A 26,125-nucleotide genomic window follows, 5' to 3' on the forward strand; every position below is an offset into this window, starting at 1 on the left:
GTAGCGCGCCACCGGCTCCCCGACAAGCGCCGACCGGGAGCGATCTGCGTCGCAGTCCGCACGGCGGACGTGATCTCATGAAGTCATGAGCACCCTCGACCATCCATCGGTCGCGAAGGTCGCGGCCGCGCTCTCGGAAGCCGATCAGGACGCCGCTGCGCAGGGAATTCGTCTCCTCCCCGAGGACGCCCGCACCGCCGAGCTGGCCGCCGCGGCACTGGGCATCGAGGTCGGCGCGATCGCCAACAGCCTGGTGTTCCGGGCCACGCTGCCCGACGGCACCGACCGCGCACTACTCGCGCTGACGTCCGGGGCGCACCGGGCGAACACGACGACGCTCGCCGAGCTCATCGACGCGGACACGGTCGGCAGGGCCGATCCGGAGTTCGTCAAGACCTCGACGGGACAGGCGATCGGCGGCGTCGCCCCGGTGGGCCATCCGCAGCGCATCCTCACGCTCGTCGACACCGCGCTGGCCTCCTACGACGTCGTGTGGGCCGCCGCAGGACACCCGAAATCGGTCTATCCCACCACGTTCGACGACCTGCTGGCCGCGACCGGCGGCACCGCGGCGGACGTCGCCACCGAGCCGGGACAGCGGCGATGACCGCGATGCCGAGCGCGCAGCGCTACGTCCGGCTCTCCGGCGAGGAGTTCCGCATGCGGCTGCGTGAGGCCCTCGACATCTACGTCGCCGCGATGAACTACCCGCCGGGCACCGCCGAGCAGCGCGCCCCCATGTGGCTCACCCACGCACTCCGCGAGGGCTGGCGCGCGGTCGCCGCCCTCGATGACGAGGAACGCCTCGTCGGCATCGCCTACGGCTACCGCGGCATGCCTGGCCAGTGGTGGCACGAACAGGTGCGCCGCGGCGTCACCGACCGCGAAGGCGAACAAACCGCCAACGCGTGGCTGGGCGACTACTTCGAACTCACCGAGATCCACGTACGCCCCGGCGGACAGGGTCGCGGAACCGGCGAGGACCTGCTGCGCATGCTGCTCGACGGCGTTCCCGACGGGCGGGTACTGCTGTCCACGCCGGAAGGCGACAGCCGCGCCTGGAAGCTCTACCGCAGGGTCGGATTCGGCGACGTCCTGCGGCAGTACCGGTTCGCGGGCGACCCGCGCCCGTTCGCGGTGCTGGGCCGCACCCTGCCGCTGGACTGAACCGGCGGCCCGGGTTCGCGGCGCGGACCGCGTACCCGGGACCCGCGTCACCGCCGCAGGTAACCCGCGGCTACGGCCGTCAACAACAACGCCGCTCCGCACCAACCCGTCACGCCGAGCCGGTCGCCGAGCAGCAGCACCGACAGCACCGTCGCCGTGAGCGGTTCCAGGAGAGCCGCCAGGGCAGCGAACACCGGAGGCGCGGTGCGCAGTCCGCGGAAGTAGGCCGCGTACGCCAACGCCGTCGGAACGGCACCCAGATAGCAGGCGGCGGCGAGCACGTCCCAGTGCAGCGGGATCGACAACCCCGACCACACGGCAGCAGGAAGCAACAACGCACCGCCGAGCAGACAGCCGAACCCGGTCGTCCGTACCGGATCGAGCCCGGCCACCCGGGTGCGCGTGGCAAGCGTCAACGTCGCGAACCCGGCACCGGACACCAGCGCCGCGACGAGCCCGGCCACGAACCGGCCGCGTTCCGCGGTTCCCTCCGGCGACCACGTCAGCAGCACCAGTCCCGTCACGGCACCGGCGACACAGAGCGATGTGATCGCGTCTGGCAGACAGCGCTGCCGCACCGCGGAGGCCCCGGCGACGAACACCGGCACACTGCCGATCGTCGCCATCGTGGCGATGCCGACCGACGTGGCCGCCACCGATGCGAAGTAGCACGCCTGGAACAACGCCAGGAGTCCACCGGTGATGAGCACCCGGCGCACCACCGCCGGCGTGCGCGGCACACCACGCAACCGGCCCAGCACACCGAGCGCCGCGACGGTGAACAGGCCGCCCAGCACGAGACGGCACGCAGCCACCGACAGCGACGACAGACCGGCCGTGGCGGCGAGGACGGAGCCGGCGATCCCGCCGGTGCCCCACAGCACTCCGGCCGACAGCAAGTTCACGGTGCCCGCACGAGGACGCGCGGATGTGGAGACGACAACAGACATGAGAACGCTCCAGCGTCGGAAAAGAGAACGGGAAACTCTTCGACGCGGGGCGCTTCGACCTCAGCGGCACCGTCGACTCCCGCCGCACCGGCGCAGACCGGCCACGTCGTGGTCCGACGTGCCGGTGCGGCGGCATGGTGTGGCGCCGTGGTGTTGCGGCCGCACGAGAGAACCGTCGGAGACGGCGACGTCGCTACGACACGAGAACGTCGCCCCGACGGGAGAACCGCACACGAGGACCGCGCGGGCCGCCCTCGATCAGGGCCGGCCCGCGCGGCGTGCCTGTACGCCTACGCCCCGCGAACGGGGCGCGGCGGCGGAGTGATCGGAAACAGCCGGTGCATGCCGCGATCCTAACGAGCGACCGGGTCGTGGGGCACGGAATTTCCCGAGCCCCACGACCCGGCACGAGTGCAGAACACGTGGGTCCGAGTGCAGAACACGCGGGTGGGTCAGCCGAGGAGGAGTTCGCGGAGGGTGCCCAGGCCCATGCCGCCCATGCGGAGTGCGCGGCGGTGGAAGGCGGCCAGGTCGAACGCGTCCCCCTCCCTCCGCTGGGCGTCGTCGCGCGCCTCGAGCCACAGCTTCTCGCCGAGCTTGTAGGAGGGAGCCTGGCCGGGCCAGCCGAGGTAGCGGTCGATCTCGTCGCGCACGTGGTCGGCGTCGGTGATCGTGCGGGTGAGCATGAACTCCAGGCCCAGTTCCGGGCTCCACCGCTCGCCCTCGTGGAAGCCGGTGCCGGCAGGGATCTCCAGTTCGAGGTGCATACCGATGTCGATGATCACCCGTGCCGCGCGGAACAGGTGCGCGTCGAGCATCCCGAGCAGGTTGCCGTCGTCCGACAGGTAGCCGAGGTCGCGCATGAGCCGCTCGGCGTACAGCGCCCAACCCTCGGCGTGGCCCGAGGTGAACGCCATGAGCCGCTGGAACCTGTTGAGCGACTGCTCGGCGACCGACGTGGCGATCTGCAGGTGATGACCGGGCACGCCCTCGTGGTAGACGGTCGTGACCTCACGCCACGTGGAGAAGTCCTCCTTGCCGGGCGGCACCGACCACCACATGGTGCCGGGGCGGGAGAAGTCCTCACTCGGGCCGTTGTAGTACGCGCCGACGCCGCCGCCGGGCGGGGCGATCCGGCAGTCCAACGCCATCAGCTCGTCGGGGATGTCGAAGTGCGTACCGCGCAACGACCGCAGCGCCTCGTCGGAGAGGTTCTGCATCCACTCGCGCAGCGCCCGCTGCCCGGTGACGCGGTACTTCGGGTCGGCGTCGAGCGCGGCGGCGGCCTCGGCGAGCGTGGCGCCCGGCTTGATCCGCTCGGCGACCTCCTTGGCCTCGCGTTCGACGCGGAAGAACTCCTCCCAGCCCCATTCGTAGGCCTCGCGCAGGTCCAGTTCGGCGCCGATGAAGTTCCGCGAGCACAACCGGTAGACGTCCGCACCCGCGGCGTCCTTCTCCCTCGCCTCGGGGGCGAGTTCGGCGCGGAGGAACCCGGCGAACTCGGCGTACGCCTCCTGGGCCACCTGCGCGGCGTGCTCGAGCTCGCCGCGCAGCGAGTCCGGCACGTCGGCGCCCGACACCATGGTCTGGAAGTAGCCGTCGCCGCTCATCCCGGCCCACGTCTCAGCCTGCCCGGCGACCTTGCTCACCTGGCGGATGGCAGGCACCCGCCCGGTGTCGGCGGACGTGAGCAGTGACGCGCGGATGCCGTCCAGCGCCTCCGGCACTCCCGCCATGCGCTTGGCGATCGTCTCCCACTGCTCCGGTGTCTCCTGCGGCATCAGATCGAACACCTCGCGCACACCCTGCACGGGGCTCGCGATGACGTTCAGGTCCACCAGGTCCAGACCCGCCTCGTGGAGTTCGACGGCCACCTGCCCCCGCTCGGTGAACACCGCCTTCGCCACGCGCTCCGCCTCGTCGGCCGGTTCGGCCGAATCCATGTCCCGCAGGGCACGGCGGGTCAGTGCCGCGCGGTTGGCGTGCCCCTCGGGCGAGTAGTCGGTGAGCTGGTCGTCGAACCCGACAACCCCCATCGCGGTCGCGTCGATGGGATCGGCGGCCGCATGATCGTCGAGGTACTGGTTGGCAATGTCGTGCACGCTCATGTCCGGCACGCTACCCGTACGCCTTCCCGCGCCGCGTGGGATTTGGCGCCGCTCGAACCGCGGTCGTTACCCGCTCGGTACCCGCGTGCTCCCGCATCGTCGTTTCCCTCGCCACACCTCGGCGATCGCCCCGCGCAGGCCGCACGCGGCGCCTGGAACGATGGGGCCATGACCCAGCCCGACTTCGACGCCGACCTGCCCGCGGCCATCGGCGAGGCGCTGACCGAGTTCCTCCGCGACTCGAGCGAGTCGATCGGGCGGACCGAACCCGCGTTCACCGGCGCCACCGACGCGTTGCGGGAGTTCGTGCTCGGCGGCGGCAAGCGATTGCGGCCGACCTTCGCATGGTGGGCCTGGCGTGGGGCCGGTGGCGCCGCGACCGGAGACGACGCGGCGGGCGTGGTGCGTGCCGTGTCGAGCCTCGAACTGATCCAGGCGTGCGCCCTGATCCACGACGACGTGCTGGACTCCTCCGACTCCCGCCGTGGCTGCCCGACAGTGCACGTGGCGTTCGCGGACGAGCACGCGCGGGGCGGCTGGCTCGGTTCGGCCGAGCAGTACGGGCTGGCCGCGGCGGTCCTGATCGGCGACCTCGCACTCGCGTGGGCCGACGACATGTTCGCCGACGCGCCGCTGCCCGCCGACGTGCTGCGCAGGGCGCGGCCCGCGTGGCGGGCGATGCGCTCGGAGGTCCTGGCCGGCCAGTACCTCGACGTGCGCACCCAGGCCACGGGCGATGCGTCGGTGGACGCCGCGCTGCGCATCGACCTGCTCAAGACGGCCGCCTACACGGTGCAGCGGCCGTTGCACCTCGGCGCGGCGCTGGCGGGCGCGGGTGACGACGTGATCGACCCGCTGCTCTCGTTCGGCGGCGACATCGGCGTGGCGTTCCAGCTGCGCGACGATCTGCTCGGCGTGTTCGGGGACCCTGCGGTCACCGGCAAGCCCGCCGGTGACGACCTGCGCGAGGGCAAGCGGACACTGCTGGTCGCGCTCGGCCTGCAGCACGCGGGCGAGGGGTCCGAGGCAGCGCGGGTCATCGACGCCGCCCTCGGCGACGCTCAGCTGACCGACGCCACCGTCGACCGGGTGCGCGAGGTACTCACCGACGTCGGTGCCGTCGCCGAGGTGGAGCGCCGCATCGAGACGCTCACCGACTCGGCGCTGACCGCGTTGGACACCGCGGGTCTGGCCGATCCGGCGCCGAAGCGGCTCACCGAACTCGCCGTCAAGGCGACCCAGCGCTCCCGCTGATGCGAGCCGCACCCATGCTCTGCCGATCGAGGACCTGCCGGCCGACTGCGCACGCGAGGACGAGGAATCACTGATGCGGACGGTTTCCGGGGCCACCGACCGGGTGGTCGTGGTCGGTGCGGGCCTGTCCGGGCTGTCGGCGGCACTGCACCTGACCGGCGCAGGCCGGGAGGTCACCGTGCTCGACCGGGCACCCCGGCCGGGTGGGCGCGTGGCGACCGAGACGATCGGCGGCCACGCGTTCGACACGGGCGCCACGGTGCTGACGATGCCGGAGCTGCTGGACGAGGCGTTCGCCGCGGTGGGCGAGAAGACCGCCGACCGGCTGACCCTGACTCGCCTCGACCCGGCGTACCGGGCACATTTCGCCGACGGTTCGACGCTGAACCTGCACACCGAACCGGAGGCGATGGAGGAGGAGCTGCGCGCGGTGGTCGGCCCGCACGAGGTGGCGGGCTACCGCAGGCTGCGCAGGTGGCTGACCGAGCTGTACACGGCCGAGGCCGAGCACTTCATCGGCGGCAATTTCGACAGTCCGTTCGACCTGCTGCGCTCCGACGCACGGCCCGCACTGGCCCGGCTCGTCGCACTGGGCGGGTTCGGCAGGCTGTGGCCGAAGGTCGCCGGGCTGGTCACCGACGACAGGGTGCGCAGGCTGTTCTCCTTCCAGGCCCTGTATGCCGGGCTCGAGCCGCGGCGGGCACTCGGTGCGTACGGGGCCATCCCGTTCATGGACACCGTGGGCGGCGTGTCCTATCCGGAAGGGGGCATGGGCGCTATCGCCACCGCGATGGCGGGCGCCGCCGAGCAGGCCGGCGCCACCGTCCGCACGGGCACGCAGGCGGCATGGCTCGAGCGCGTCGGCGACCGGGTACGCGCGGTGCGCACCAGTGACGGCGAACGCATCCCGTGCGACGCCGTCGTCCTCGCGACGGAGCTCGCGGCGGCCTACCGCCTGCTCGGCATCCACCCGCGCAGGCCGGTCCGGCCCCGGTACTCGCCGTCGGCGGTCGTGCTGCACGGCGAGACGTCGCGCAGCTGGGACGCGCTGGACCACCACACGATCTTCTTCGGCGGCGCCTGGCACGAGACGTTCCGTGAGATCGTCCGCGACGGCAGGCTGATGAGCGATCCGTCGCTGCTGGTCACCCGGCCCACGGCGACCGATCCGACGCTCGCCTCCGGCGGACGCCAGCTCGTGTCCGTGCTGGCCCCGGCACCGAACCTGCGCACCGGACCGTTGGACTGGCCGCGGATCGCTCCTGCCTACCGCGACGAACTGGTGCGCACCCTGCAGGACCGCGGCCTGGACGGCTTCGCCGGCGAGTTCCGCCTCCACCGCATGGACACCCCGCAGGACTGGGCCGCCGACGGCATGGCGGCGGGCACGCCGTTCTCGCTCGCCCACACACTCGCCCAGACCGGTCCGTTCCGTCCGGGCAATCTCGTGCGCGGTGCGGCCAACGTCGTCCTCGCCGGATCCGGCACCCGGCCGGGCGTGGGAATCCCGCCGGTGCTGATCTCCGGACGGCTCGCGGCCCAACGCATCACCGGCGCCGCGACGTCGGAGCGGCCCTGACGACAGTGGCTTCCGCACACCCGACCACCGCGACGAGCCGGTACCCGATGTCCGGCCGGTCCCTGGCCCCGGCCTTCCGTGCCTGCCGGCGGATCGCCGCCCGGCACGGCCGCACCTACTTCCTCGCCACCCTGTTGCTGCCCGCCCACGCGAGGCCTGCCACCTACGCGCTGTACGCGTTCGCGCGGCAGGTGGACGACGCCGTCGACCTGCCCGGCGGCGATCCGCACCGGGCACTCGACGACGCCGCGCAACTGCTCGACGACGTCTACGCCGGCCGCGTGACCACCGGACCGGTCGCGACCGCACTGGCCGCCACGGTGCACCGGTACGACCTGCCGCGCGTCTGGTTCGACGCGTTCCTGCACTCGATGCGAATGGACCTGCACACGGCCGAATACGCCACGTTCACCGCGCTCGGCGAGTACGTCCACGGCTCGGCGCGCGTCATCGGCCTCCAGATGCTGCCGGTGCTCGGCACGACGGTGCCGCAGGCCGAGGCCGAACCGTACGCCGCGGCACTGGGCGAGGCCTTCCAGCTGACGAACTTCCTACGGGACGTGGGTGAGGACCTGCGCCGCGGCCGGGTGTACCTGCCGGCCGAGGAACTCGCCGCGTTCGATGTGGACAGACAGCTGCTGGAATGGTCCCTGGCCACCGGCAGGCCCGACCCACGGATCCGCCGTGCGCTGCAGGCACTGGTCGCCCACAACCGTGCGGTCTATCGCAGAGCGCGGCCGGGCATCGCACTCCTGCGGCCCGAGGCCCGCCCGTGTGTGACCACGGCATTCACGCTGTACCAGGGCATTCTCGACGAGATCACGGCCGCCGACTACGACGTGCTCGGCCGCCGGGTCGTGGTCGACGGGAAACGCCGCGCCGGCGTGGCCGCCCGCGCGTTCCTCGGCAGGCTGACCAGCCTCAGCCCGTGACGATCCCACCGTGAACTGTCTTCGCGTGTTCTGCGTTCAGCACCGCGTGTTCTGCACTCGGCCACGGGTGTTCTGCATGGCCGCGCGTGTGTTCCGCTCCGCCCGTCGCCCGGCCACCACCCCTCGACGACGCGCTACCGCGCGACCGCATCCTCGCGCGTGGCCTGCACTGTGCTGACGCGGCCGAACGAGCGGTCCACGTGATCGACCTCCCGGGCGTCGGCGAAACCCGGCGCCGGAGAGCAGCTCGACGAGCCCATCGCTGACGCTGCGTGCCACCACCGGACCTTCCTCCCCCTTCGCACGCAGCAGCCGCCTCAGTCCCCGCACGGCCTGCAACGGTCCGTGGCCGTGCCCGTGGCCGTGGTCGTGGTCGTCGCCGTGGTCGTGGTCGTGGTCGTGGCCGTGACCCGCGTCCTGCTCACCCGGAGCCGGCCCGGCGAAATCGACGATGGTCACGGTCCCGCCCGGCCGGAGCACCCGGAAGGCCTCGTGGGCGAACGCCGTCCGGTCCTCGTCGGCGAGGTGGTGCAGCGCCAGCGCCGAGATGACGTGGTCGAACGAACCGTCGTCGGCGGGCAACCGGTCGGCGTACCCCTGGGTCAGGGTGAGCGGCACCCGGCGACGGCGGGCCTTGCGGGCCGCCCGGCGCAGCGCACCGCCGTCCGGGTCGATGCCGGTGACCCGCGCACGCGGCGTCGCCTCGAGCAGGGTGAGCGCGAGGTTGCCGGTGCCGCATCCGACGTCGAGCACCGCCTGGCCGGGCCGGACCCCGGCGACACCGACACCGCGCCGGTGCAGCTGCGCGACGCCGAGTGCGCGGGAGAACACGTCGTAGATCGGCATCAGCCAGGCCTTGCCCATGCCGGGCAGAAACGTGCGGTCCCGCTCGTCGGCGGTGCGTTCATCGACGATGTGTACGTCGCTCATGGTCTGCTCCTCGCATCGTGTGCCGTATCGGGTGGCGCGCTGTATCGAATGGCGCGGGTGTCCGAGCGTTATGGGTGTCCCAACTCCAGGATTGGACATTTCATGGCAGACCGGCAGGAAATATCTTGGTAGACATGGCACATTCGTCGGGTACGACAGACTCCCCGGGCTCCGACACCCCGGACTCCGACTCCCCGGGCTCCGACTCCCGGGACGCCGACTCCCCTGCCGCTGACTCCCCGCCCCCGCCCGCCGGATCTGACGGGGTGGTCGGCGGCACGCGGCAGCTGCGGACGATGCGGGCGGACGGCACTCCCGTCTACCGCCACCGCCAGCCGGTGAGCATGCCCGCCGTGGCGGTGAACCGGCTCGCCCCCACGGGACCGGCCACGGCCGACGCCGCGCGGGACACTCCCGGCCCGCCGGAACACCGCCACGCACACGACTTCCTCGTCCTGACCTACGTCGAAGCCGACGCCGGTGCGATCGAGGTCGACGGCGCGTCCAGGCCGCTGCGGGCAGGCGAGGTCCACGCGCTACTGCCGGGACAGGTCGTGAAGCCGGTGGTGACGACCTCGCCTGCCGGCGGCCGCGCGTGGTCGGTCTCGTTCGTCCCCGACGCCGTTCCCGCGCTGGCCTCGGTGTCGCCGCTGTCCTGGACCCGGCATCCGCTGCTTTCCCTGTTCGCACCGCAGGTGGGCGTCGCGCTGGTTCCCGAACCGGACCGCGACCGCTGGTCCCGGCACCTGGCCGACCTCGCTGCCGAACTGGCCGCACCGGAGCGCCTCGGTGCGCGGGAGGCGGTGACGAGCCTGCTCACCCGCGTGCTGGTCGACGCGGCTCGGCTGGCCCCGCGGCAGCCCGACACGCGGGACGCGCTCGTGGAGCGGGTGTTCGACCGCATCGAGGAGACGTTCCGCGAGCCGATCTCCACCGCGGACGTGGCGGCCGCACTCGGGTACACGCCAGGGCATCTGACGACCCTCGTCCGGGAGCGCACCGGCAGGCCACTGCTGGAGTGGATCACCGAGCGCCGGTTGACCGAGGTGCGCCGGCTGCTGCGCGAGACCGACCTGCCGCTCGGGGTCGTGGCCGCGCGCACCGGGCTGCGCGACGCGTCGTACCTGGTGCGCCGCTTCCGCGGGCACTACGGCGTCACCCCGCAGCGCTGGCGCGAGGCGCAGACCCGGTAGAACCCGGCGGCCAGCGCGCCTGCGTCGCCGCCGCGACAAGCAGGCACGCCGTCAGCGACCACGCCGGCGAGCGCGGTCCTCCCGGCCACGCCGTCGATCTTCAGGCTCGCGCCGATCGTGAACAGCCGCGCGCACCTCCAGTCCGCGCCGCTACGGCTCGGCCCGGTGCGTCACCCGCGAACGCGTCGCGGCGCACCGCAGACGCGACTGAGGGGCAGACACGACTGAGGACCGCGCGGCGTCGGAGTCCGCGCGGCTGGAGTGAACCCGCCGGTCAGAACGCCATCGCCTGGGCGCGGCGTTTGACCTCGGTGCCGTGGCTGGTGCGCAGGGCGTTGATCGGCGTCGCTCCGGGCAGCGACTCGTCCTCGGCGAACAGCCAGCGCAGCATCTCGGTGCGGGTGAAACCGGCGTCCGACAGCACCGTGATCGTGCCGGCCAGACCCTTGATCACCGCACCGTCCCGCAGGAAGTCGGCCGGAATCATCAGGTCGCCGTCCCTGCGGACGGCGATGAGGTGGCCGTCCCGGAGCATCTGCCGGACCTTGTTCTGCGCCACGTTCAGCGTCTCCGCGACCTCGGCCACGGGTACGACCGCGACGTCGGCATCGAGCACATCGTCAGCCAGAGGGATTGCACTCACATGCTCCACCCTGCCACACGCCGCGCCGCCGGAGCGGGCGTGCCAGGCCAATGGCCTAGCGGGGACACCGGGCGTCACCCACATCGCCCGGCCGTAGGATCCCACGGTGTGACACGGACGGACGAAAACCTCGTCGGAGCGCTGCTCGACCGGCGGTACCGCGTGGACGGGCTGCTCGCACGCGGTGGGATGTCGTCGGTGTACCGCGGCGTCGACACCCGACTCGATCGGCCCGTGGCCATCAAGATCATGGACTCGCGGTTCGCCGACGACCGCAGCTTCGTCGAACGGTTCGAACGCGAGGCCCGCTCGGCGGCGAAACTGCACCATCCGCACGTGGTCGCCGTCCACGACCAGGGCTTCGACGGCACACCCGGCACCGAGCAGCGGCGCGCGTTCCTGGTCATGGAGCTCGTCGACGGCGGCACGCTGCGGGACCTGCTCGACGAGCGCGGGGCCCTGACCCTGCCGCAGGTGCTGACGATCGCCGAGGACGTGCTGTCCGCACTCGGCGCCGCGCACGCGGCGGGTCTGGTGCACCGCGACGTCAAGCCCGAGAACGTCCTCATCGGCCGCGGTGGCCAGGCGGGCAGCGGAGTGGTCAAGGTCGGCGACTTCGGCCTGGTCCGCGCCGTCGCCGCCACGGCCAACACGACGGGCAGCGTCATCCTCGGCACCGTCGCCTATCTGTCGCCGGAGCAGGTGACGAGCGGTTCGGCCAGCGAACGCGGCGACGTCTACTCGGTGGGCATCCTGCTGTACGAGATGCTCACCGGCCACGTGCCCTACACCGCGGACACGCCGATCTCCGTGGCCTACCGCCACGTCAACGACGACGTCCCCGCGCCGAGCGCCTCCCGTGCCGATCTGCCGCCCGCACTCGACGATCTCGTCCTGCGCGCGACCCGTAGGGACGGCGAGGCCCGGCCCGCCGACGCGACGGAGTTCCTCGAACAGCTGCGCGAGATCCGCGGCCAGCTGGGCATCCAGCGGACCGCCGTGCCGATCCCGGCGCCGCAACGGCCGCCCCAGCCCCCGCCTCCCGGGCCCACGGGATCCGAGGAGACGACCCCACCCGAATCCGACGCCGAGCGCACCGTCCCGGCGATGCAGGCGGTGACCGCGCCGACGGCAGGCGGCCCGACCGGCACTCAGGCCCTGCCCCGGTCCACCGCCGCCGCGGCCCCTGCTCCCGACGACACGTCCGGCGACCAGCCCGCGACGTCCCACCGGCGCGGCCGGTGGCTCGCGCTGTGGCTCGTGGCGGCCCTGCTGCTGGTGGGCGGTGTGGCCACGGGCGGCTGGTGGCTGTTGTCGGGCCGGTACGTCGACGTGCCCGACATCTCCGGCATGGACCGGCAGCAGGCCACGCAGGCGCTCCAGAACGCCGAGCTGACGCCGACGTTCGAGGAGGAACGGCACAACACGGTGCCGAGCGGCACCAGCATCCGCACCGACCCGCCCGCGGGTGCGCAGGCCTTGCGGGGCGACCGGGTGACGGTGATGGTCTCGCTCGGCAAACCGGTGGTGCCGGACATCCAGCCCGGCACGTCGGTGGAGCAGGCCCAACAGGCGATCGAGCAGGCACAGCTGACGCCGACCCGCGACGAGAACACCGACCAGTACAGCACCGACGTCGAAGAGGGCGCGGTCATCTCGGTGTCTCCACAGCCCGGCACCCAGGCCAACATCGGCGCCAACGTCGCCGTAGTCGTGTCGAAGGGCCCGGAGCCACTCCCCGTGCCGTCGGTGACGGGCATGCCCCGGGACGAGGCGTTCACGACGCTGCAGGAGGCCGGGTTCGAGCCGTACGACGCCGGTGAGGATTTCTCCGACGAGGTCGCGGGCGGCCACGTCGTGCGCACCGAACCGGCGAGCGGCGACACCGTCGACCAGGGATCGCGCATCGGCGTCTACGTGTCCAACGCGGTCGACGTGCCGGATGTGACGGGCAGGCCGCTGCCGGATGCCCGGCAACTGTTGTCCGACGCGGGCCTGTCGGTGGCCGGTGACTCCGGTGATGGCGACGACGGCGGGCTCGGCGGCGACCGTTTCGTGTTGGTCGTCGGCCAGGACCCCGAGGCGGGAACCCGGGTGAAGCGGGGCTCGAAGGTCACCCTCTCGACGCTTCCGTGACCCCCGATAATGTGACGTCGCACCCACACCCCTCAAGCCGCGCGGTGGGATGCGCCGACAACGACGACGGGGATCGACACCAGCCCTGCCGGACGTTTCCGGGTCGGTAACACGACGACCACGTCGGCGTCACGTGCGGCTGGTGCACTGATACCCAGCCGCACGTACCCATCTTCCGGGAGATTCCTATGGCACCGGAACGGCTCAGCGCACTGGACACGGCCTTCCTCTGTCTGGAAGGCGACGCGACACCGATGCACATGGGCGCGGTCGCAACGTTCCGTCCCCGCCGTGACTGGGACGCCGACCACGTCGCGGGGCTGCTCGCCGAACACGCCGCCCGCATTCCGCGTCTCCGGCGGCGGGTGCGGACCGGTCTGCTTCCGCTCAGCAGCGCCCACTGGGAGGACGACCCGTCGTTCGACCCGGCCCGCCACGTGGCCGTCAGCAGCCTGTACGACCGATACGCCGCCGATCCGCTCGCGACCTTCGCCGAACACTGGATCGCCGAACCGCTCGACCTCAATCGTCCATTGTGGAGCGTGCAACTCGTGACGGGCCTGCCGGACGGGGATTTCGCCCTGCTGGTGAAGTTCCATCACGCGCTCGCCGACGGGATGGGTGCGGTCGAACTCGCCCTCGCGCTGCTCGACGACATCACGCTGCCGTGGCAACGCCGTCCCGCCGACGACGAGCCCGAGGAGACGTCGCGGTCGCCGCTCGGTGCGGTGGCGGACACGGCGGCCGCACTGCTCGGCCAAGCGGCCGAATCCGCCGGCATCGCCGGGTCGATCGTCACGTCGGCCAGGCCGTTTCCGCTGTCGCCCACCGCGACCGTCAACTCGCCGAGCCGCCGGATCGGCCTCGTGCGGCTACCCGGCAGCGATATCCGCACCGTCCGCACGGCACACGGCGGCACGACCCACGACGTGGTCCTCGCGGTGCTGGCGGGCGCACTGCGCGAGTGGATGATCAACCGTGGCCAGCGCGCGGACGCGCGGTCGCTGCGCGCGCTCGTGCCGGTGAGCCTCCGAGGTCGCGACAGCCGCGACACCGGCAACAGCCTGTCCGGCTACCTGTGCGATCTGCCCGTCGAGGTGGACGATCCGGTCGAGCGGCTGCGTCTCGTGCGCGAGGCGATGGCCCGCAACAAGGAGGCCGGGCCGACGCGGGGCGCTGGCGCACTGCCGGTGCTGGCGAACCGCCTGCCTGCGGGGCTGCACCGGCTGGCGGCGAAAGCCGCCGGACAGGCCGCACCACTGCTGTTCGACACGGTCGTGACGACGGTGCCGGTGCCGAGCATCCCGCTGTCACTCGCGGGGGCACGGCTGCGGGAGGTGTACCCGTTCGTGCCGTTGGCTCCGCACCAGTCGGTGGGCATCGCCGTGGCGACGTACCGCGACGGCGTGCACGTCGGACTGCAGGCCAACGGCCACGCTGTCAGCGACGTCGGTTCACTGGCCGACGCGGTGACCAAGTCGATGGCGCGGCTGCAGCTGGAGTCGTGACCCGGATGGGCCGGGGACCGTTCCCCGGCCCATCCGGGAGCACCGTCAGGAGCGCAGCATCTCCGCGACGAGGAACGCCAGCTCGAGCGACTGCTGGGTGTTCAGCCGCGGGTCGCACGCGGTCTCGTAGCGGCCGGACAGGTCGAGGTCGGAGATGTCCTGCGCCCCGCCGAGGCATTCGGTGACGTCCTCGCCGGTCAGCTCGATGTGCACACCACCGGGGTAGCTGCCGAGCCGGTTGTGGACCTCGAAGAAGCCCTGCACCTCGTCGACGACCCGGTCGAAGTGGCGCGTCTTGTAGCCGTTGGACGTCTCGTGGGTGTTGCCGTGCATCGGGTCGCACTGCCAGATGACCTTGTGGCCGGAGCTTTCGACCTTCTCCACGATCGCGGGGAGCACCTCGCGGACCTTGCCGTTGCCCATGCGCGAGATCAGGGTCAGCCGGCCCGGCTCGTTGCGCGGGTCGAGCCGTTCGACGTACTCGACGGCCTGTTCCGGGGTGGTCGTCGGGCCGATCTTGAGGCCGATCGGGTTGGACAGCATCTCGGCGAACGCGATGTGCGCCCCGTCGAGCTGACGGGTCCGCTCGCCGATCCACAGGAAGTGCGACGAGAGGTTGTACAGCTTCGGGTCGGACGAGGACGGGTCGTCGAGGCGCAGCATGGCGCGCTCGTAGTCGAGCAGCAGCGCCTCGTGACTGGCGAAGATCTCGGTGCTGTGCAGCGAGCTGTCCTGCACCCCGCACGCCGACATGAAGCGCAGTCCGCGGTCGATCTCGGCGGCCAGCGCCTCGTAGCGCTCCCCCGCGGGCGAGGTGCGGACGAAGTCCTTGTTCCAGTCGTGCACCTGGGCCAGGTCGGCCATTCCGGCGCCGGTGAGGGCGCGGACCAGGTTCATCGCGGCGCCGGCGTTGGCGTAGGCGCGGATCATGCGGCCGGGGTCGGGCACCCGCAGCTCCGGCTCGGCGGCCAGCGAGTTGACGATGTCACCCCGGTAGACGGGCAGCCCCAGCGCATCGGTCGACTTGGACCGCGGCTTGGCGTACTGCCCTGCGATGCGGCCGACCTTCACCACGGGCAGGCTGGCCCCGTAGGTGAGCACGACGGCCATCTGCAGCAGGGTGCGCAGGTTGGCGCGGATGTGCGGCTCGGTGTTGGACTCGAACGTCTCGGCGCAGTCACCGCCCTGCAGCAGGAACGCCTCACCGCGGGCCACCATGGCGAGCCGTTCGCGCAGCCGGTCGACCTCGGCGGGCATGGTGATCGGCGGCACGCTCTCGAGCAGCGACCGGACACCCTTGACGTTGTCGGCGTCGGGCCATTCCGGCTGCTGGGCAGCGGGCCGGGCGAGCGCGTCGTCGAGCTGCTCGCGCAGCGGGGCGGGCAGCGGGGGCAGCGAGGGCAAGGCGTCGAGGGGGACGTCCACAGTCCAGTTCACGTCACCCAGCATACGAATGTCACATGCCGGGACGGCCCCGCCCCACGTCGGAAGCCTGCTGCGGGACGCGCGCGAAGCCCGCGGTCGGACGATCGCGCCCGTCGCGAGCCCGCTCACGAGGGCGGCGCCACACGATGGGAGAACGCGGCGGGGCCGCGATGTGAATCACCCACCGGATGCTGCGACGGGCCCGCCTGGCCGGCCGGGTGCGCACCCCGCGCGCGACGAGCGTCCGGCAGGTGAGGGCCACCGCGACCCCTCCACGCCAGGCACATGCCCCAGCGGGTTCTGCACGCGCCGAGTCGGGAAACGGGACGGTATCACCCGTCCGGACGTCCACAGTGGACCTGACCTACGGGTCGCGGATCCACCGTGGACGACCGGTCGTGAGCGCGGCGGCACCGGCGGCCGGTTCCACCGGTGCCACGTGAGCGACCTACGCGGCCGACGCCTGCTCGTACACCGCCTCGGCCTCGTCACCGAAGTACGGGCCGAACATCACGTTGGGCAGGAAGGTGTAGCCGAAGCTGTTCACCGATTCCTGGACGCCCGTTCCCGTCTCCGGGTCGAAGCTGCTGAACCACGGGCCGCCACTGGAGCCGCCGGTCATGTCGCAGTTCATGCCGTGGTCGTCGGTCAGCAGCGGATCGGTGAACGTGCTGCCGCTGCAGTAGGTCAACGTGCTGCCGTCGTACGGGTCGGCGGCCGGGTAGCCGAACGCATACATCTCCTGGCCACGCTCGCCGTTGAAGGCGATCTGCTGCGTGCCGACCGTGTCGGCGACGGTCCTGCCGTCCTTCTCCTCGACGACGGCCATACCGACGTCGTGGTTCATGTCCTCGTCGGATTCCCACTGCGGTGTGGTCATCGTCTGCTCGGCGGCCCACTCTCCGTGTGGCGCGTCACCGTTGTCGTAGCCGGGCACGAACACCCAGTCGGTGTGCCAGGTTCCCTGGTACTTCACGCAATGGCCCGCGGTCACGACGACGCTGCCGTTGCCGCTCTCGACGACGTTGCCACTGCACGACGCGTCCTGGCCGTCCATCTTGAAGAACACCCGGCCCGCGGTCTTCGTGACCTCGCCACCGCCGGTCCACTCGTCGCCTGTGGAGGAGGCCTGCTGAGACGGAAGCAATCCCTTTACGGCGCTGGCCAGGCCACCCGTGAGTCCAGTTGCGGACGACAACACCTTGTCCAGCGGCATGGCCGACCGCATCCGCTGCGGCGTCCAGTCCGCGGCATCGGCATCCATCCGGTTCACCGCGACGTCGCCGGACGAATCCGGCGTCTGCCCTTCGGCTGCGGCCGGCATGGCCACCATCGATGTCACCATCGCGGCGCCTGCCGCCACCGCGGCGACTCTTCGAACTCCTCGTGCCCAACGCAACCGCACGATCACGCCTCCTTGTCGGAGATTCACAGAACCCCGTAAGAGTGACGTGGGCAACAACCATTTTGTACCGCCGAGTAACCCAGCTCCCACGCCGCCGAACCGGCTCCCCTACTAGCCCGAACAGAGCAGTGATTCATGGACGGTTCAGCCGAATCGGGTGTCAACCATCACGCTGCAGAACCGCGGCGACGACACGTTCGTATCCCTGGGTGAACGGCATGATCGCCGCCTTCCGAGCGCGTTCGCGACGGATGATGCCGGCGGTGCCGATCACAGTGCCCATCAGCAGGACGGCACACCCGACGCCGAGCACGAGCGCGGTCGTGCCGCCGTCGCCGAACAGCCTCCCCGCGGTCACCAGCACGACCAGCAACGTCAGCCCGCTGAGCACGGCCAGCGCAGCGAACCGGTTGGTCGCCTTCCGGTGCGCCTGGTGCGCCGCACGGGTCTCGTTCAGCGTGACCGTGGACAACGGGTCCACGCCCAGCTCACGCCGCACCTGCGCCGCGACCTCACGCGCCTGCGGGTACTCGCGCAGCTCCGCCAGTGACGGGCCCGTGACGAACAACGAGTCACGCCGGTCGACGCTCGCCGTCCCGGGACGCGTAAGCACCCAGTACGTATCGCCGCGTTCCTGTGCCACCGACCGGAACGTCCACCCGTGTGCCTCGGCGAGTTCGCGGCAGCGACGCCACGACGACCGCGGGATATCCGAGACCTCGACCCGCGCCGTACCGCCGAGATCCGGGCGCAACGCGTCGAGCCGGGCCAGGAACTCCGACTCGGCGTTCGCCGCGTCGCGTTCGGTCACCCCTGCTCCTGACCGGGCAGTGCCCGCTGGAAGTTCAACTGGCGGTTGTTCAGTCCCGAGTAGCCCGTCCACCGGTAGCCGTTCGCCTCGGCCAGCTCGCGCACCGCGTCGTCGTTCACGCCGCTCCGATAGCCGGACAGGATCGACGTCGCCCCGGTCGGCGTCTCCTCGTTCCGCAGCTTCTCCAGCACCTGCTGCTTACGCTGTTCGATCGGGGTTCGCCGCTGCTGGATGGTGGCGTACCCAGCGATCCCAACGACGGCCAGCGCCAGCGCGCAGAGCAGGCCGAAAAAGATCCAGAGTGCGATGTCCATCTCAGCCGTCCGTCTCAGCCATCCAGCACATTGCCGATCCTGCCGGGCTCATCAGCGCCTTCCGCCCAACGGATCGTCTTGCAGATCTCAGCCATCATCTCGACGTAATCGTCCCAGTCCCAGAGGCACTCCGTGCTCAGTGCGAAGAAGGCCAACTGACCACGGTCGACGAGCGGGAAGGCACCGGCCGACTTCCAGGTCGATATACCGGCCTCGGCACATCGCTGAGGAAAGCAATGGTCGACCGCCGCGGGCTGTGCCAGCCTGATGACGATGAGATTCCGCAGGTTACGCCGCAACCACGCCACCTATCGCCGGCAGCGGTTTCTCGGCAAGCGCCGTGCTTCCAAGAACTTCTGGCATCACTATGCGGGCATAGAAGCCCGGATGCGCGACAGCGCCGGGGACCTGCCGTTGTTCGGCCAGCAGGCGTGGACCGGCATCCTGCTGACGGGCCGCTGGGCGTTCAGCGACGACGAAACACGCGCCACCACGATCGGTCTCGAGCACGGCGACCCCGATGATGAGGCGACTCCCTGGCTGAACGTCCTCAGCACCCGCGACCCCGCGGATCACCCGGTCCGGGATCTCCTTCGTGACAGCAGCTCGACCGCCCCGACCGATCGCGGAACCGCACCCGCCCACCGGCGCGGTGCGAGTACAGCTACCGCGGAACGTCGGGTCGACATCGTCGTCGACGGGCAGCCACGCGTCTTTCGGCTCTGGGACGCCGACGACCGATGGTACGCAGCTTCGGAGGCCGGCGACCGGCACGCGATCGTCATCGCCGCCCGCCACGTCGACCCCGACGTCACACTGGTACCGATTCGGGACATCGAGCCGTACCTGGCCGGCCGACGGGAATGGATCCGTGCCCGCAGACAGAGCGGATGATCCGTTTCCCGATCTCGAAATCCACCCTCGAGCCTGCCTGTCCGAATGAGCTGTCCCGAGAACCCGCCTCGCACGGAACGGGGAGCCGGAGCCCGTGCGGCACCGACTCCCGTACGTCCACATCAGACCAGTCCATCGGACCAGCCGTCAGACGACCGCCAGCGGGATGGCCGTGGGATGTACCGGTGACGGCAGGTCCGACCCGCCGGTCAGGTAGGCATCCACCGACGCGGCCACCGAACGGCCCTCGGCGATCGCCCACACGACCAGCGACGCGCCCCGGTGGGCGTCGCCGCACACGAACACTCCCGGCGCGCCGGTCTGCCAGTCCGCGCCGCACGACACGGTGCCACGCCGGTTCAGCGACAGTCCGAGGTCGTCGATCAGCCGCATGTGCTCGACGCCTTCGAACCCGATCGCCAGCAGCACCAGGTCGGCGGGCACTTCCTGCACCTCGTTGCTGGTGGGCACGACCTCGCGCCGACCCGTCTCCGGGTCCTTCTCCACCCGCACCGTGTGCAGCTCGGCCGCCCGCACCCTGCCGTTGTCGTCGCCCACGAACCGCTTGACGGCGACCGCGAACAGCCGCTCCCCCGTCTCCTCGTGCACCGGGTAGGTACGCAGGATGTACGGCCACGTCGGCCACGGCGACCGCTCGTCGTCGCGGGAGTGCGGCGGCTCCGGATATTGGTCGAGCTGCGTCACCGACAGCGCGCCCTGGCGGATCGCCGTGCCGTAGCAGTCCGCACCCGTGTCACCGCCGCCGATGATCAGCACGTGTTTGCCCTCTGCGGTGATCTCCGCCGGACCGTCCCCCTCACACGCCCGGTTGGCGGGCACCAGATGCTCCATCGCGAGGTGCACACCGTCCAACTCGCGCCCCGGCGTGACCGTGTCGTCCCGGCCGCGCAACGCGCCGACGGCCAGCACCACAGCGTCGTAGGTCTCCCGCAGCTCCGCCACGGTGACGTCGACACCGACCTCGCAGCCGGTGACGAACCTCGTGCCCTCGCTGTGCAGCTGCGCCAACCGCCGATCGAGGACCTTCTTCTCCATCTTGAACTCGGGAATGCCGTACCGGAGCAGCCCGCCGAGCCGGTCGTCCCGTTCGAAGACCGTCACGTCGTGGCCCGCACGCGTCAGCTGCTGCGCCGCGGCCAGCCCCGCAGGACCCGATCCGACGACCGCCACGTGCCTGCCCGTCGCCACCTCGGCCGTGCGCGCCTCGACGTAGCCGGACTCCCACGCCTGCGCGGAAATCGTCTCCTCGACCCGCTTGATCGCCACCGGACCGCCGGACAGCCCCGAGATCGACAGCGTGCACCCGGCCTCGCACGGCGCGGGACACAGCTTGCCCGTGAACTCCGGGAAGTTGTTCGTGGCGTGCAGCCGCTCGCTCGCCGAGAACCAGTCGCCACGGCTCACCAGGTCGTTCCACTCCGGGATCAGGTTTCCCAGTGGGCACCCCGACCGCTCGTTGTGGCAGAACGGGATACCGCAGTCCATACACCGGCTCGCCTGCGTGCGCACCGCCTCGTTGCGCTCCTGCCGGCCCTGGTCCGCGTAGACCTCCTGCCAGTCCTGCATGCGTTCGGACTTCGGCCGTTTCGGCGGCTCCGCGCGCTCGTACTTCAGGAAACCCGTCGGGTCAGCCACGAGCCGCCTCCTGTGTCTTGCGGGACACCCTCCCCTGCTGTGGCGAAAAAGCCTGCCACAGCGGGGGCCCAACCCGGTCGGTGGCCGTGGCCGCTGCTCCGCAAGCTCCGCGATTGTCAGCCACGAGCCGCCTCCATGATCGCCTCGTTCACGTCACGCCCCTCGGCACGCGCAGCCTCGGTCGCCTTCAGCACCCGCTTGTAGTCGCGCGGCATCACCTTGGTGAAGGCCGCCGACCGCCGCGGCCAGTCGGCCAGCAGCGAACGCGCCACTGCCGATCCCGTCAGCTCCGCGTGCCGGGCGACGACGCCGCGCAACCACGCCAGGTCATCGGCGCCGGGCTCTTCCAACTCGACCATGCCCGGGTTGACCTTGGCACGGTCCAGGTCCAGCACGTACGCCTCGCCGCCGGACATGCCGGCGGCGAGATTCCGGCCCGACACGCCGAGCACCACTGCCCGGCCCCCGGTCATGTACTCGAAGGCGTGGTCCCCGACACCCTCGGCCACGATCAGCGCACCCGAGTTGCGGACGCCGAACCGTTCGCCGACCTGGCCGCTGAGGAACACCTCGCCGCTCGTGGCGCCGTAGGCGATCGTGTTGCCCGCGATCACCTGGCCCTCGGCGGCGAACACCGCGTCCTCGTGCGGCCGCACGACGACCCGCCCGCCGGACAGCCCCTTGCCGACGTAATCGTTCGCGTCGCCGGTCAGCTCCAGCGTCACCCCCGGCGGCAGGAACGCACCCAGCGACTGCCCCGCCGACCCGGTCAGCGCCACCCGGATCGTGTCGTCCGGCAGGCCCGCGCTGCCGTAGCGGCGCGTGATCTCCGCGCCGAGCAGCGTGCCGACCGTGCGGTTGACGTTGCGCACGGGCAGTTCGAGGCGCAGCGGATGCGCGTCTTCCAGTCCCGCTTCGGCCAGCTGGATCAGCGTGTGATCCAGCGCGTGCTCCAGCCCGTGGTCCTGTTCGCGGAGTTTGCGCCGCGCATTGCCGTACGGCGTCTCCTCGGGCATCGCGAAGATCGGCGCCAGGTCGAGCCCGTCGGCCTTCCAGTGCTCGATCGCCTCGTCGGCACCGAGCACGTCGACCCGGCCGATCGCCTCGTCGAGCGACCGGAAACCGAGGTGCGCCAGGTACTCGCGCACCTCCTGCGCCACGAAGTGGAAGTAGTTCACGACGTGGTCGGCCTGGCCCGTGTAGCGCTCGCGCAGCTCCGGATTCTGGGTGGCGACGCCCACCGGGCACGTGTCCAGGTGGCAGACGCGCATCATGATGCAGCCCGCGACGATCAGCGGTGCCGTGGCGAAGCCGTACTCCTCGGCGCCCAGCAGCGCCGCGACGACCACGTCCCTTCCGGTCTTCATCGCGCCGTCCACCTGCACCGTGATGCGGTCGCGCAGGCCGTTGAGCATCAGCGTCTGCTGCGTCTCGGCAAGGCCGATCTCCCACGGGGTGCCCGCGTGCTTCAGCGAGTTCAACGGCGACGCGCCGGTGCCGCCGTCGTGACCGGAGATCAGCACGACGTCGGCGTGCGCCTTCGACACCCCCGCGGCGACCGTCCCCACGCCGAGCGAGCTGACCAGCTTGACGTGCACGCGGGCCCGGTCGTTGGCGTTCTTCAGGTCGTGGATCAGCTGCGCCAGATCCTCGATCGAATAGATGTCGTGGTGCGGCGGCGGGGAAATCAACCCGACCCCCGGCGTCGAGTGCCGGGTCCTGCCGATCCACGGGTACACCTTGTTCGGCGGCAGCTGGCCGCCCTCGCCGGGCTTGGCTCCCTGCGCCATCTTGATCTGGATGTCGTCGGCGGCCACGAGGTACTCGCTCGTCACGCCGAACCGTCCACTCGCGACCTGCTTGATCGCGCTGCGGCGCTCCGGGTCGTACAGCCGCTCGGCGTCCTCGCCGCCCTCACCCGTGTTCGACCGGCCACCGATCCGGTTCATCGCAATGGCCAGGGTCTCGTGCGCTTCGGCCGAGATGGACCCGTAGGACATGGCGCCGGTGTTGAACCGCCTGCAGATCGACTCGACGGATTCGACCTCGTCGACCGGCACCGGGGGGCGGCCCTCGCTGCGGAGCGTGAACATGCCCCGCACCGCGCCGCCCTGCCGGTTGAGCTCGTTCACCTTCTCCGTGTAGGCGCGGTACGCCTCCTGCCTACGTGTCTTGCTGGCGTGCTGCAGCAGGAACACGGTCTCCGGCGTGAACAGGTGCAGCTCGCCGTCGCGCCGGTAGGCGTACTCGCCACCGGACTCGAGGCCGCGGTGGGCCACCTCCGTCGGGTTGTCCGGGTAGGCGCGCCGGTGCCGGATCGCCACCTCCTCGGCCAGCACGTCGAGGCCCACCCCGCCGAGCGTCGACGACGTACCGGTGAAGTACTCGTCCAGCACGTCCTGGGACAGGCCGAGCGCCTCGAACACCTGCGCCGCCGTGTAGGCACCGACCGTCGAGATGCCCATCTTGGACATGATCTTCAGGACACCCTTGACCAGCGCGGTCACGTAGTTGCGCACGGCCTTGGCCGGCTCGATCCCGGTGATCGCGTCCTGGGCGATCATGTCCTCGATCGTCTCGAAGGCCAGATACGGGTTCACCGCCGCAGCGCCGTAACCGAGCAGCAGCGCGATGTGGTGCACCTCGCGGGCGTCACCGGACTCGACGACCAGCGCCACCTTCAGTCGTTCCTTCGTGCGCACCAGGTGGTGGTGCACCGCCGACACGAGCAACAGCGACGGGATCGGCGCCATCCGGTGGTCGGAATCGCGGTCGGACAGCACGAGCGTGCGTGCCCCGGCCGCGATCGCCTCCGAGGCCTCCCTGCGCACCCGCTCGATCGCCTCCGCCAGCGCAGGCCCGCCGCCCTCGACGTCGTACAGTCCGGACAGCACCGCGCACGCGAAGCCCGGCAGGTCCCCCTCGTCGTTGACGTGGATGAGCTTGGCGAGCTCGTCGTTGTCGATCACCGGCTGCGGCAGCTCGATGTGCCGGCACGAGGACGGGCCGGGCTCGAGCAGGTTCCGCTCCGGCCCCATGATCCGGCTCATCGACGTGACCAGCTCCTCGCGGATCGCGTCCAGCGGCGGATTGGTCACCTGTGCGAAGCCCTGCTTGAAGTAGTCGTAGAGCAGCCGCGAACGGTGCGACGTCATCGCGGTCGGGGTGTCGGTGCCCATCGACCCGAGCGGCTCGGCACCGCTGCCGGCCATCGGCCCGAGCAGGATCTTCAGCTCCTCCTCGGTGTAGCCGAACGAGAGCTGCCTGCGCAGCACCGAGGCGTGTGTCTGGGTGATGTGCTCGCGGTCCGGCAGCTCGGCCAGCGTCAACAGCCCCGCGTGCAGCCATTCGGCGTACGGCGCCTCACTCGCCAGGCCCTCCTTGATCTCCACGTCGCTGACGATCCGGCCCGCGTCGGTGTCGACGAGGAACATGCGGCCGGGCTTGAGCCTTCCCTTGGCGACGACGTCGGCGGGCTCGATGTCGAGCACACCCGACTCGCTGGCCAGCACGACGCGGTCGTCGGCCGTACGCCACCAGCGGCCGGGCCGCAGGCCGTTGCGGTCGAGCACCCCGCCGACGACCGTGCCGTCGGTGAACGTGACGCACGCAGGCCCGTCCCACGGCTCCATCAGGCTCGCGTGGAAGCGATAGAAGGCGCGGCGCTGCTCGTCCATCCCGGCATGGTTCTCCCACGCCTCCGGCACCATCATCAGCACCGCGTGCGGCAGACTGCGCCCGCCCAGATGCAGCAGCTCCAGCACCTCGTCGAACGAGGCCGAGTCGGACGCGTCCTCCGTGCACACGGGGTACAGCCGCGAGAGGTCACCGGGAATCAGGTCGCTCTCCAGCAGCGCCTCGCGGGCGCGCATGCGGTTGCGGTTACCGCGGACGGTGTTGATCTCGCCGTTGTGCGCGACGAACCGGAACGGGTGCGCCAGCGGCCACGACGGGAACGTGTTGGTCGAGAACCGCGAGTGCACGAGCGCGATCGCGCTGAGCATGCGCTCGTCGCGCAGTTCGGGGAAGAACAGTGGCAGCTGCGCGGGCGTGAGCATGCCCTTGTAGACGAACGTGCGCGCCGACAACGACGGGAAGTACACCCCACACCCGGCCTCAGCCGTCTCGTGCTCGGCCCGCTTGCGCAGGCAGAACGCCAGCCGGTCGAGGTCGATGCCGGCCGGGAGTTCACCGTCGGCGTCCGGCCGGCCGGTGACGTGCAGGTAGGCGAAGTGCGGCATGACCGACCGCGCGGTGGGGCCGACGTCGGCGGCGTCGACGTCGGTCTCCACGTCCCGCCAGCCCGCGACGCGGAGACCCTCCTCGCCCGCGATGCGCTCGATGATCGCGACAGCGTCGCGGCGCCGGCCGGCGTCGGCGGGCAGGAACGCCATGCCCGCGGCGTAATGGTGGGCGCCGAACGCGTCCGGGGCGGGCAGGTCGAAGTCCGCCTTCGCACGCAACAGCTCGTCGGGCAGCTGCACCAGGATTCCGGCACCGTCGCCGCTGGTCGGTTCGGCCCCCGCGGCACCGCGGTGGTCGAGGTTGGTCAACGCGGTCAGGCCGTCGCTGACGATGCTGTGGGAGCGGACGCCACGGAGGTGGGAGACCATGGCGACCCCGCAGGAATCCTGTTCCGTCGCAGGGTCGTACAGGCCCTGCTGCGACGGAATCGCGGAGAAGATCAAAATCAGACCTCCTGCGTCGTCTTCGTGCTCGGTTTCAATGGGGCACGGGACGACGATGGCCCGCCTGTTATCGCGACTTTAACACTCGGGAAACGCCCCGGTGCCGGATCAGCGGCCGTTTTTCCGGCCGAACCGTAACGATCCGACGACCCCGGACGATTCAGTTTCTGATGAGCGGACGGCCACGGCAAGTGCCGGCCGCCTCGTTTTTCTCGGCGGCTCGTTTCCCGGCGACGCTGGTTCTCGGCGACGCTGTTTCTCGGCGGGTCTGTTTCGCCCGGCCGTCCTCACCCGAGTACCCACGCCCAGCCACCCACGCCCAGTCATCGCCGCCTGGGCACCGCCTTCACGCCGAGTGTAGTTCGTACGAATCCGACATCCCCCGGTCACGCGAACATGAGCTGGTAACGTCACCTCGACGCGGGCGGTAGCGAAGTCCGGTGCGAATCCGGCGCTGTGCCGCAACTGTGATGACCGTCGAGGCGGGACGACCCCGGTGCTGTCCCGCCCGGCCGGATCGAGTCAGGTCGCC

At 71.1% G+C, this 26,125-nt stretch carries 20 protein-coding genes; 9 read left to right on the forward strand and 11 right to left on the reverse strand.

The genetic code is table 11. From position 1 onward, the window contains the following. Window positions 1-85: 85 nt before the first annotated feature. Both LY40_RS06265 and LY40_RS06270 read left to right on the forward strand, forming a co-directional pair. On the forward strand, window positions 86-607 hold the full coding sequence (locus tag LY40_RS06265; protein WP_183778043.1) for a YbaK/EbsC family protein: 522 nt from the start codon (window positions 86-88) through the stop codon (window positions 605-607). Next, window positions 604-1,167 (forward strand): GNAT family N-acetyltransferase, encoded by a 564-nt coding sequence (locus LY40_RS06270; protein WP_183778045.1) that lies wholly within the window; start codon window positions 604-606, stop codon window positions 1,165-1,167. Before LY40_RS06265 ends, LY40_RS06270 begins: the two co-directional genes overlap by 4 nt. A 47-nt stretch (window positions 1,168-1,214) precedes the next feature. On the opposite strand, the gene LY40_RS06275 is transcribed toward LY40_RS06270, so the two are convergent. After that, window positions 1,215-2,117, reverse strand: a complete 903-nt coding sequence (locus tag LY40_RS06275; RefSeq protein ID WP_183778047.1) for a DMT family transporter — start codon at window positions 2,115-2,117, stop codon at window positions 1,215-1,217. A 452-nt stretch (window positions 2,118-2,569) separates the two neighbouring features. After that, window positions 2,570-4,225: a DUF885 domain-containing protein gene (locus tag LY40_RS06280; RefSeq protein ID WP_258936198.1), complete on the reverse strand. Its 1,656-nt coding sequence runs from the start codon at window positions 4,223-4,225 to the stop codon at window positions 2,570-2,572. Between the two features lie 168 nt (window positions 4,226-4,393). On the opposite strand from LY40_RS06280, the gene LY40_RS06285 reads away from it, so the two are divergent. The 3 genes from LY40_RS06285 to LY40_RS06295 all read left to right on the forward strand — a co-directional run bounded on the left by LY40_RS06285 (window position 4,394) and on the right by LY40_RS06295 (window position 7,990). Further along, window positions 4,394-5,479 (forward strand): polyprenyl synthetase family protein, encoded by a 1,086-nt coding sequence (locus LY40_RS06285; protein WP_183778050.1) that lies wholly within the window; start codon window positions 4,394-4,396, stop codon window positions 5,477-5,479. A gap of 73 nt (window positions 5,480-5,552) precedes the next feature. Further along, window positions 5,553-7,058, forward strand: a complete 1,506-nt coding sequence (crtI, locus tag LY40_RS06290) for a phytoene desaturase family protein (RefSeq protein ID WP_183778052.1) — start codon at window positions 5,553-5,555, stop codon at window positions 7,056-7,058. A 47-nt stretch (window positions 7,059-7,105) separates the two neighbouring features. Beyond that, the gene (locus LY40_RS06295; protein ID WP_258936199.1) at window positions 7,106-7,990 is read left to right on the forward strand and encodes a phytoene/squalene synthase family protein; all 885 of its coding nucleotides are present in this window, start codon (window positions 7,106-7,108) and stop codon (window positions 7,988-7,990) included. 36 nt (window positions 7,991-8,026) lie between these two features. Here the strand turns inward: LY40_RS06295 and LY40_RS06300 are convergent, their stop codons facing one another. Then, entirely contained in the window at window positions 8,027-8,920 is an 894-nt protein-coding gene (locus tag LY40_RS06300) for a class I SAM-dependent methyltransferase (RefSeq protein ID WP_258936200.1), read from the reverse strand. A gap of 134 nt (window positions 8,921-9,054) precedes the next feature. Between LY40_RS06300 and LY40_RS06305 the strand changes: the two genes are divergently transcribed. Beyond that, on the forward strand, window positions 9,055-10,113 hold the full coding sequence (locus LY40_RS06305; protein WP_258936201.1) for a helix-turn-helix transcriptional regulator: 1,059 nt from the start codon (window positions 9,055-9,057) through the stop codon (window positions 10,111-10,113). 274 nt (window positions 10,114-10,387) lie between these two features. Here LY40_RS06305 and LY40_RS06310 read toward each other — a convergent pair whose 3' ends face one another. After that, window positions 10,388-10,756, reverse strand: a complete 369-nt coding sequence (locus tag LY40_RS06310; protein WP_183778058.1) for an Rv2175c family DNA-binding protein — start codon at window positions 10,754-10,756, stop codon at window positions 10,388-10,390. A 108-nt stretch (window positions 10,757-10,864) separates the two neighbouring features. Here LY40_RS06310 and LY40_RS06315 point away from each other — a divergent pair, with 108 nt between their 5' ends. Next, window positions 10,865-12,892, forward strand: a complete 2,028-nt coding sequence (locus LY40_RS06315; protein WP_258936202.1) for a Stk1 family PASTA domain-containing Ser/Thr kinase — start codon at window positions 10,865-10,867, stop codon at window positions 12,890-12,892. Window positions 12,893-13,080: 188 nt separating this feature from the next. Next, the gene (locus tag LY40_RS06320) at window positions 13,081-14,400 is read left to right on the forward strand and encodes a wax ester/triacylglycerol synthase family O-acyltransferase (RefSeq protein ID WP_258936203.1); all 1,320 of its coding nucleotides are present in this window, start codon (window positions 13,081-13,083) and stop codon (window positions 14,398-14,400) included. 45 nt (window positions 14,401-14,445) lie between these two features. Here LY40_RS06320 and LY40_RS06325 read toward each other — a convergent pair whose 3' ends face one another. The 5 genes from LY40_RS06325 to LY40_RS06345 all read right to left on the reverse strand — a co-directional run bounded on the left by LY40_RS06325 (window position 14,446) and on the right by LY40_RS06345 (window position 18,654). Then, window positions 14,446-15,849 (reverse strand): class II 3-deoxy-7-phosphoheptulonate synthase, encoded by a 1,404-nt coding sequence (locus LY40_RS06325; RefSeq protein WP_183778063.1) that lies wholly within the window; start codon window positions 15,847-15,849, stop codon window positions 14,446-14,448. Window positions 15,850-16,273: 424 nt separating this feature from the next. Continuing rightward, entirely contained in the window at window positions 16,274-17,158 is an 885-nt protein-coding gene (locus LY40_RS06330; protein ID WP_228725935.1) for a trypsin-like serine peptidase, read from the reverse strand. A 232-nt stretch (window positions 17,159-17,390) separates the two neighbouring features. Further along, entirely contained in the window at window positions 17,391-18,041 is a 651-nt protein-coding gene (locus LY40_RS06335) for a hypothetical protein (protein WP_258936204.1), read from the reverse strand. After that, window positions 18,038-18,355, reverse strand: coding sequence for a hypothetical protein (locus tag LY40_RS06340; protein ID WP_258936205.1), 318 nt, complete (start codon window positions 18,353-18,355; stop codon window positions 18,038-18,040). The genes LY40_RS06335 and LY40_RS06340 overlap by 4 nt, the downstream gene beginning before the upstream one ends. Window positions 18,356-18,369: 14 nt before the next feature. Beyond that, entirely contained in the window at window positions 18,370-18,654 is a 285-nt protein-coding gene (locus LY40_RS06345) for a hypothetical protein (RefSeq protein ID WP_258936206.1), read from the reverse strand. Between the two features lie 88 nt (window positions 18,655-18,742). Between LY40_RS06345 and LY40_RS06350 the strand changes: the two genes are divergently transcribed. Continuing rightward, entirely contained in the window at window positions 18,743-19,249 is a 507-nt protein-coding gene (locus LY40_RS06350) for a hypothetical protein (protein ID WP_258936207.1), read from the forward strand. Between the two features lie 147 nt (window positions 19,250-19,396). Here LY40_RS06350 and LY40_RS06355 read toward each other — a convergent pair whose 3' ends face one another. Then, window positions 19,397-20,905, reverse strand: coding sequence for a glutamate synthase subunit beta (locus LY40_RS06355; protein WP_258936208.1), 1,509 nt, complete (start codon window positions 20,903-20,905; stop codon window positions 19,397-19,399). A gap of 116 nt (window positions 20,906-21,021) precedes the next feature. Next, the gene (gene gltB / locus LY40_RS06360; RefSeq protein ID WP_258936209.1) at window positions 21,022-25,593 is read right to left on the reverse strand and encodes a glutamate synthase large subunit; all 4,572 of its coding nucleotides are present in this window, start codon (window positions 25,591-25,593) and stop codon (window positions 21,022-21,024) included. Between the last annotated feature and the right edge of the window lie 532 nt (window positions 25,594-26,125).

This window comes from Prauserella salsuginis (assembly GCF_024648885.1).
GTDB lineage: Bacteria > Actinomycetota > Actinomycetes > Mycobacteriales > Pseudonocardiaceae > Prauserella > Prauserella salsuginis.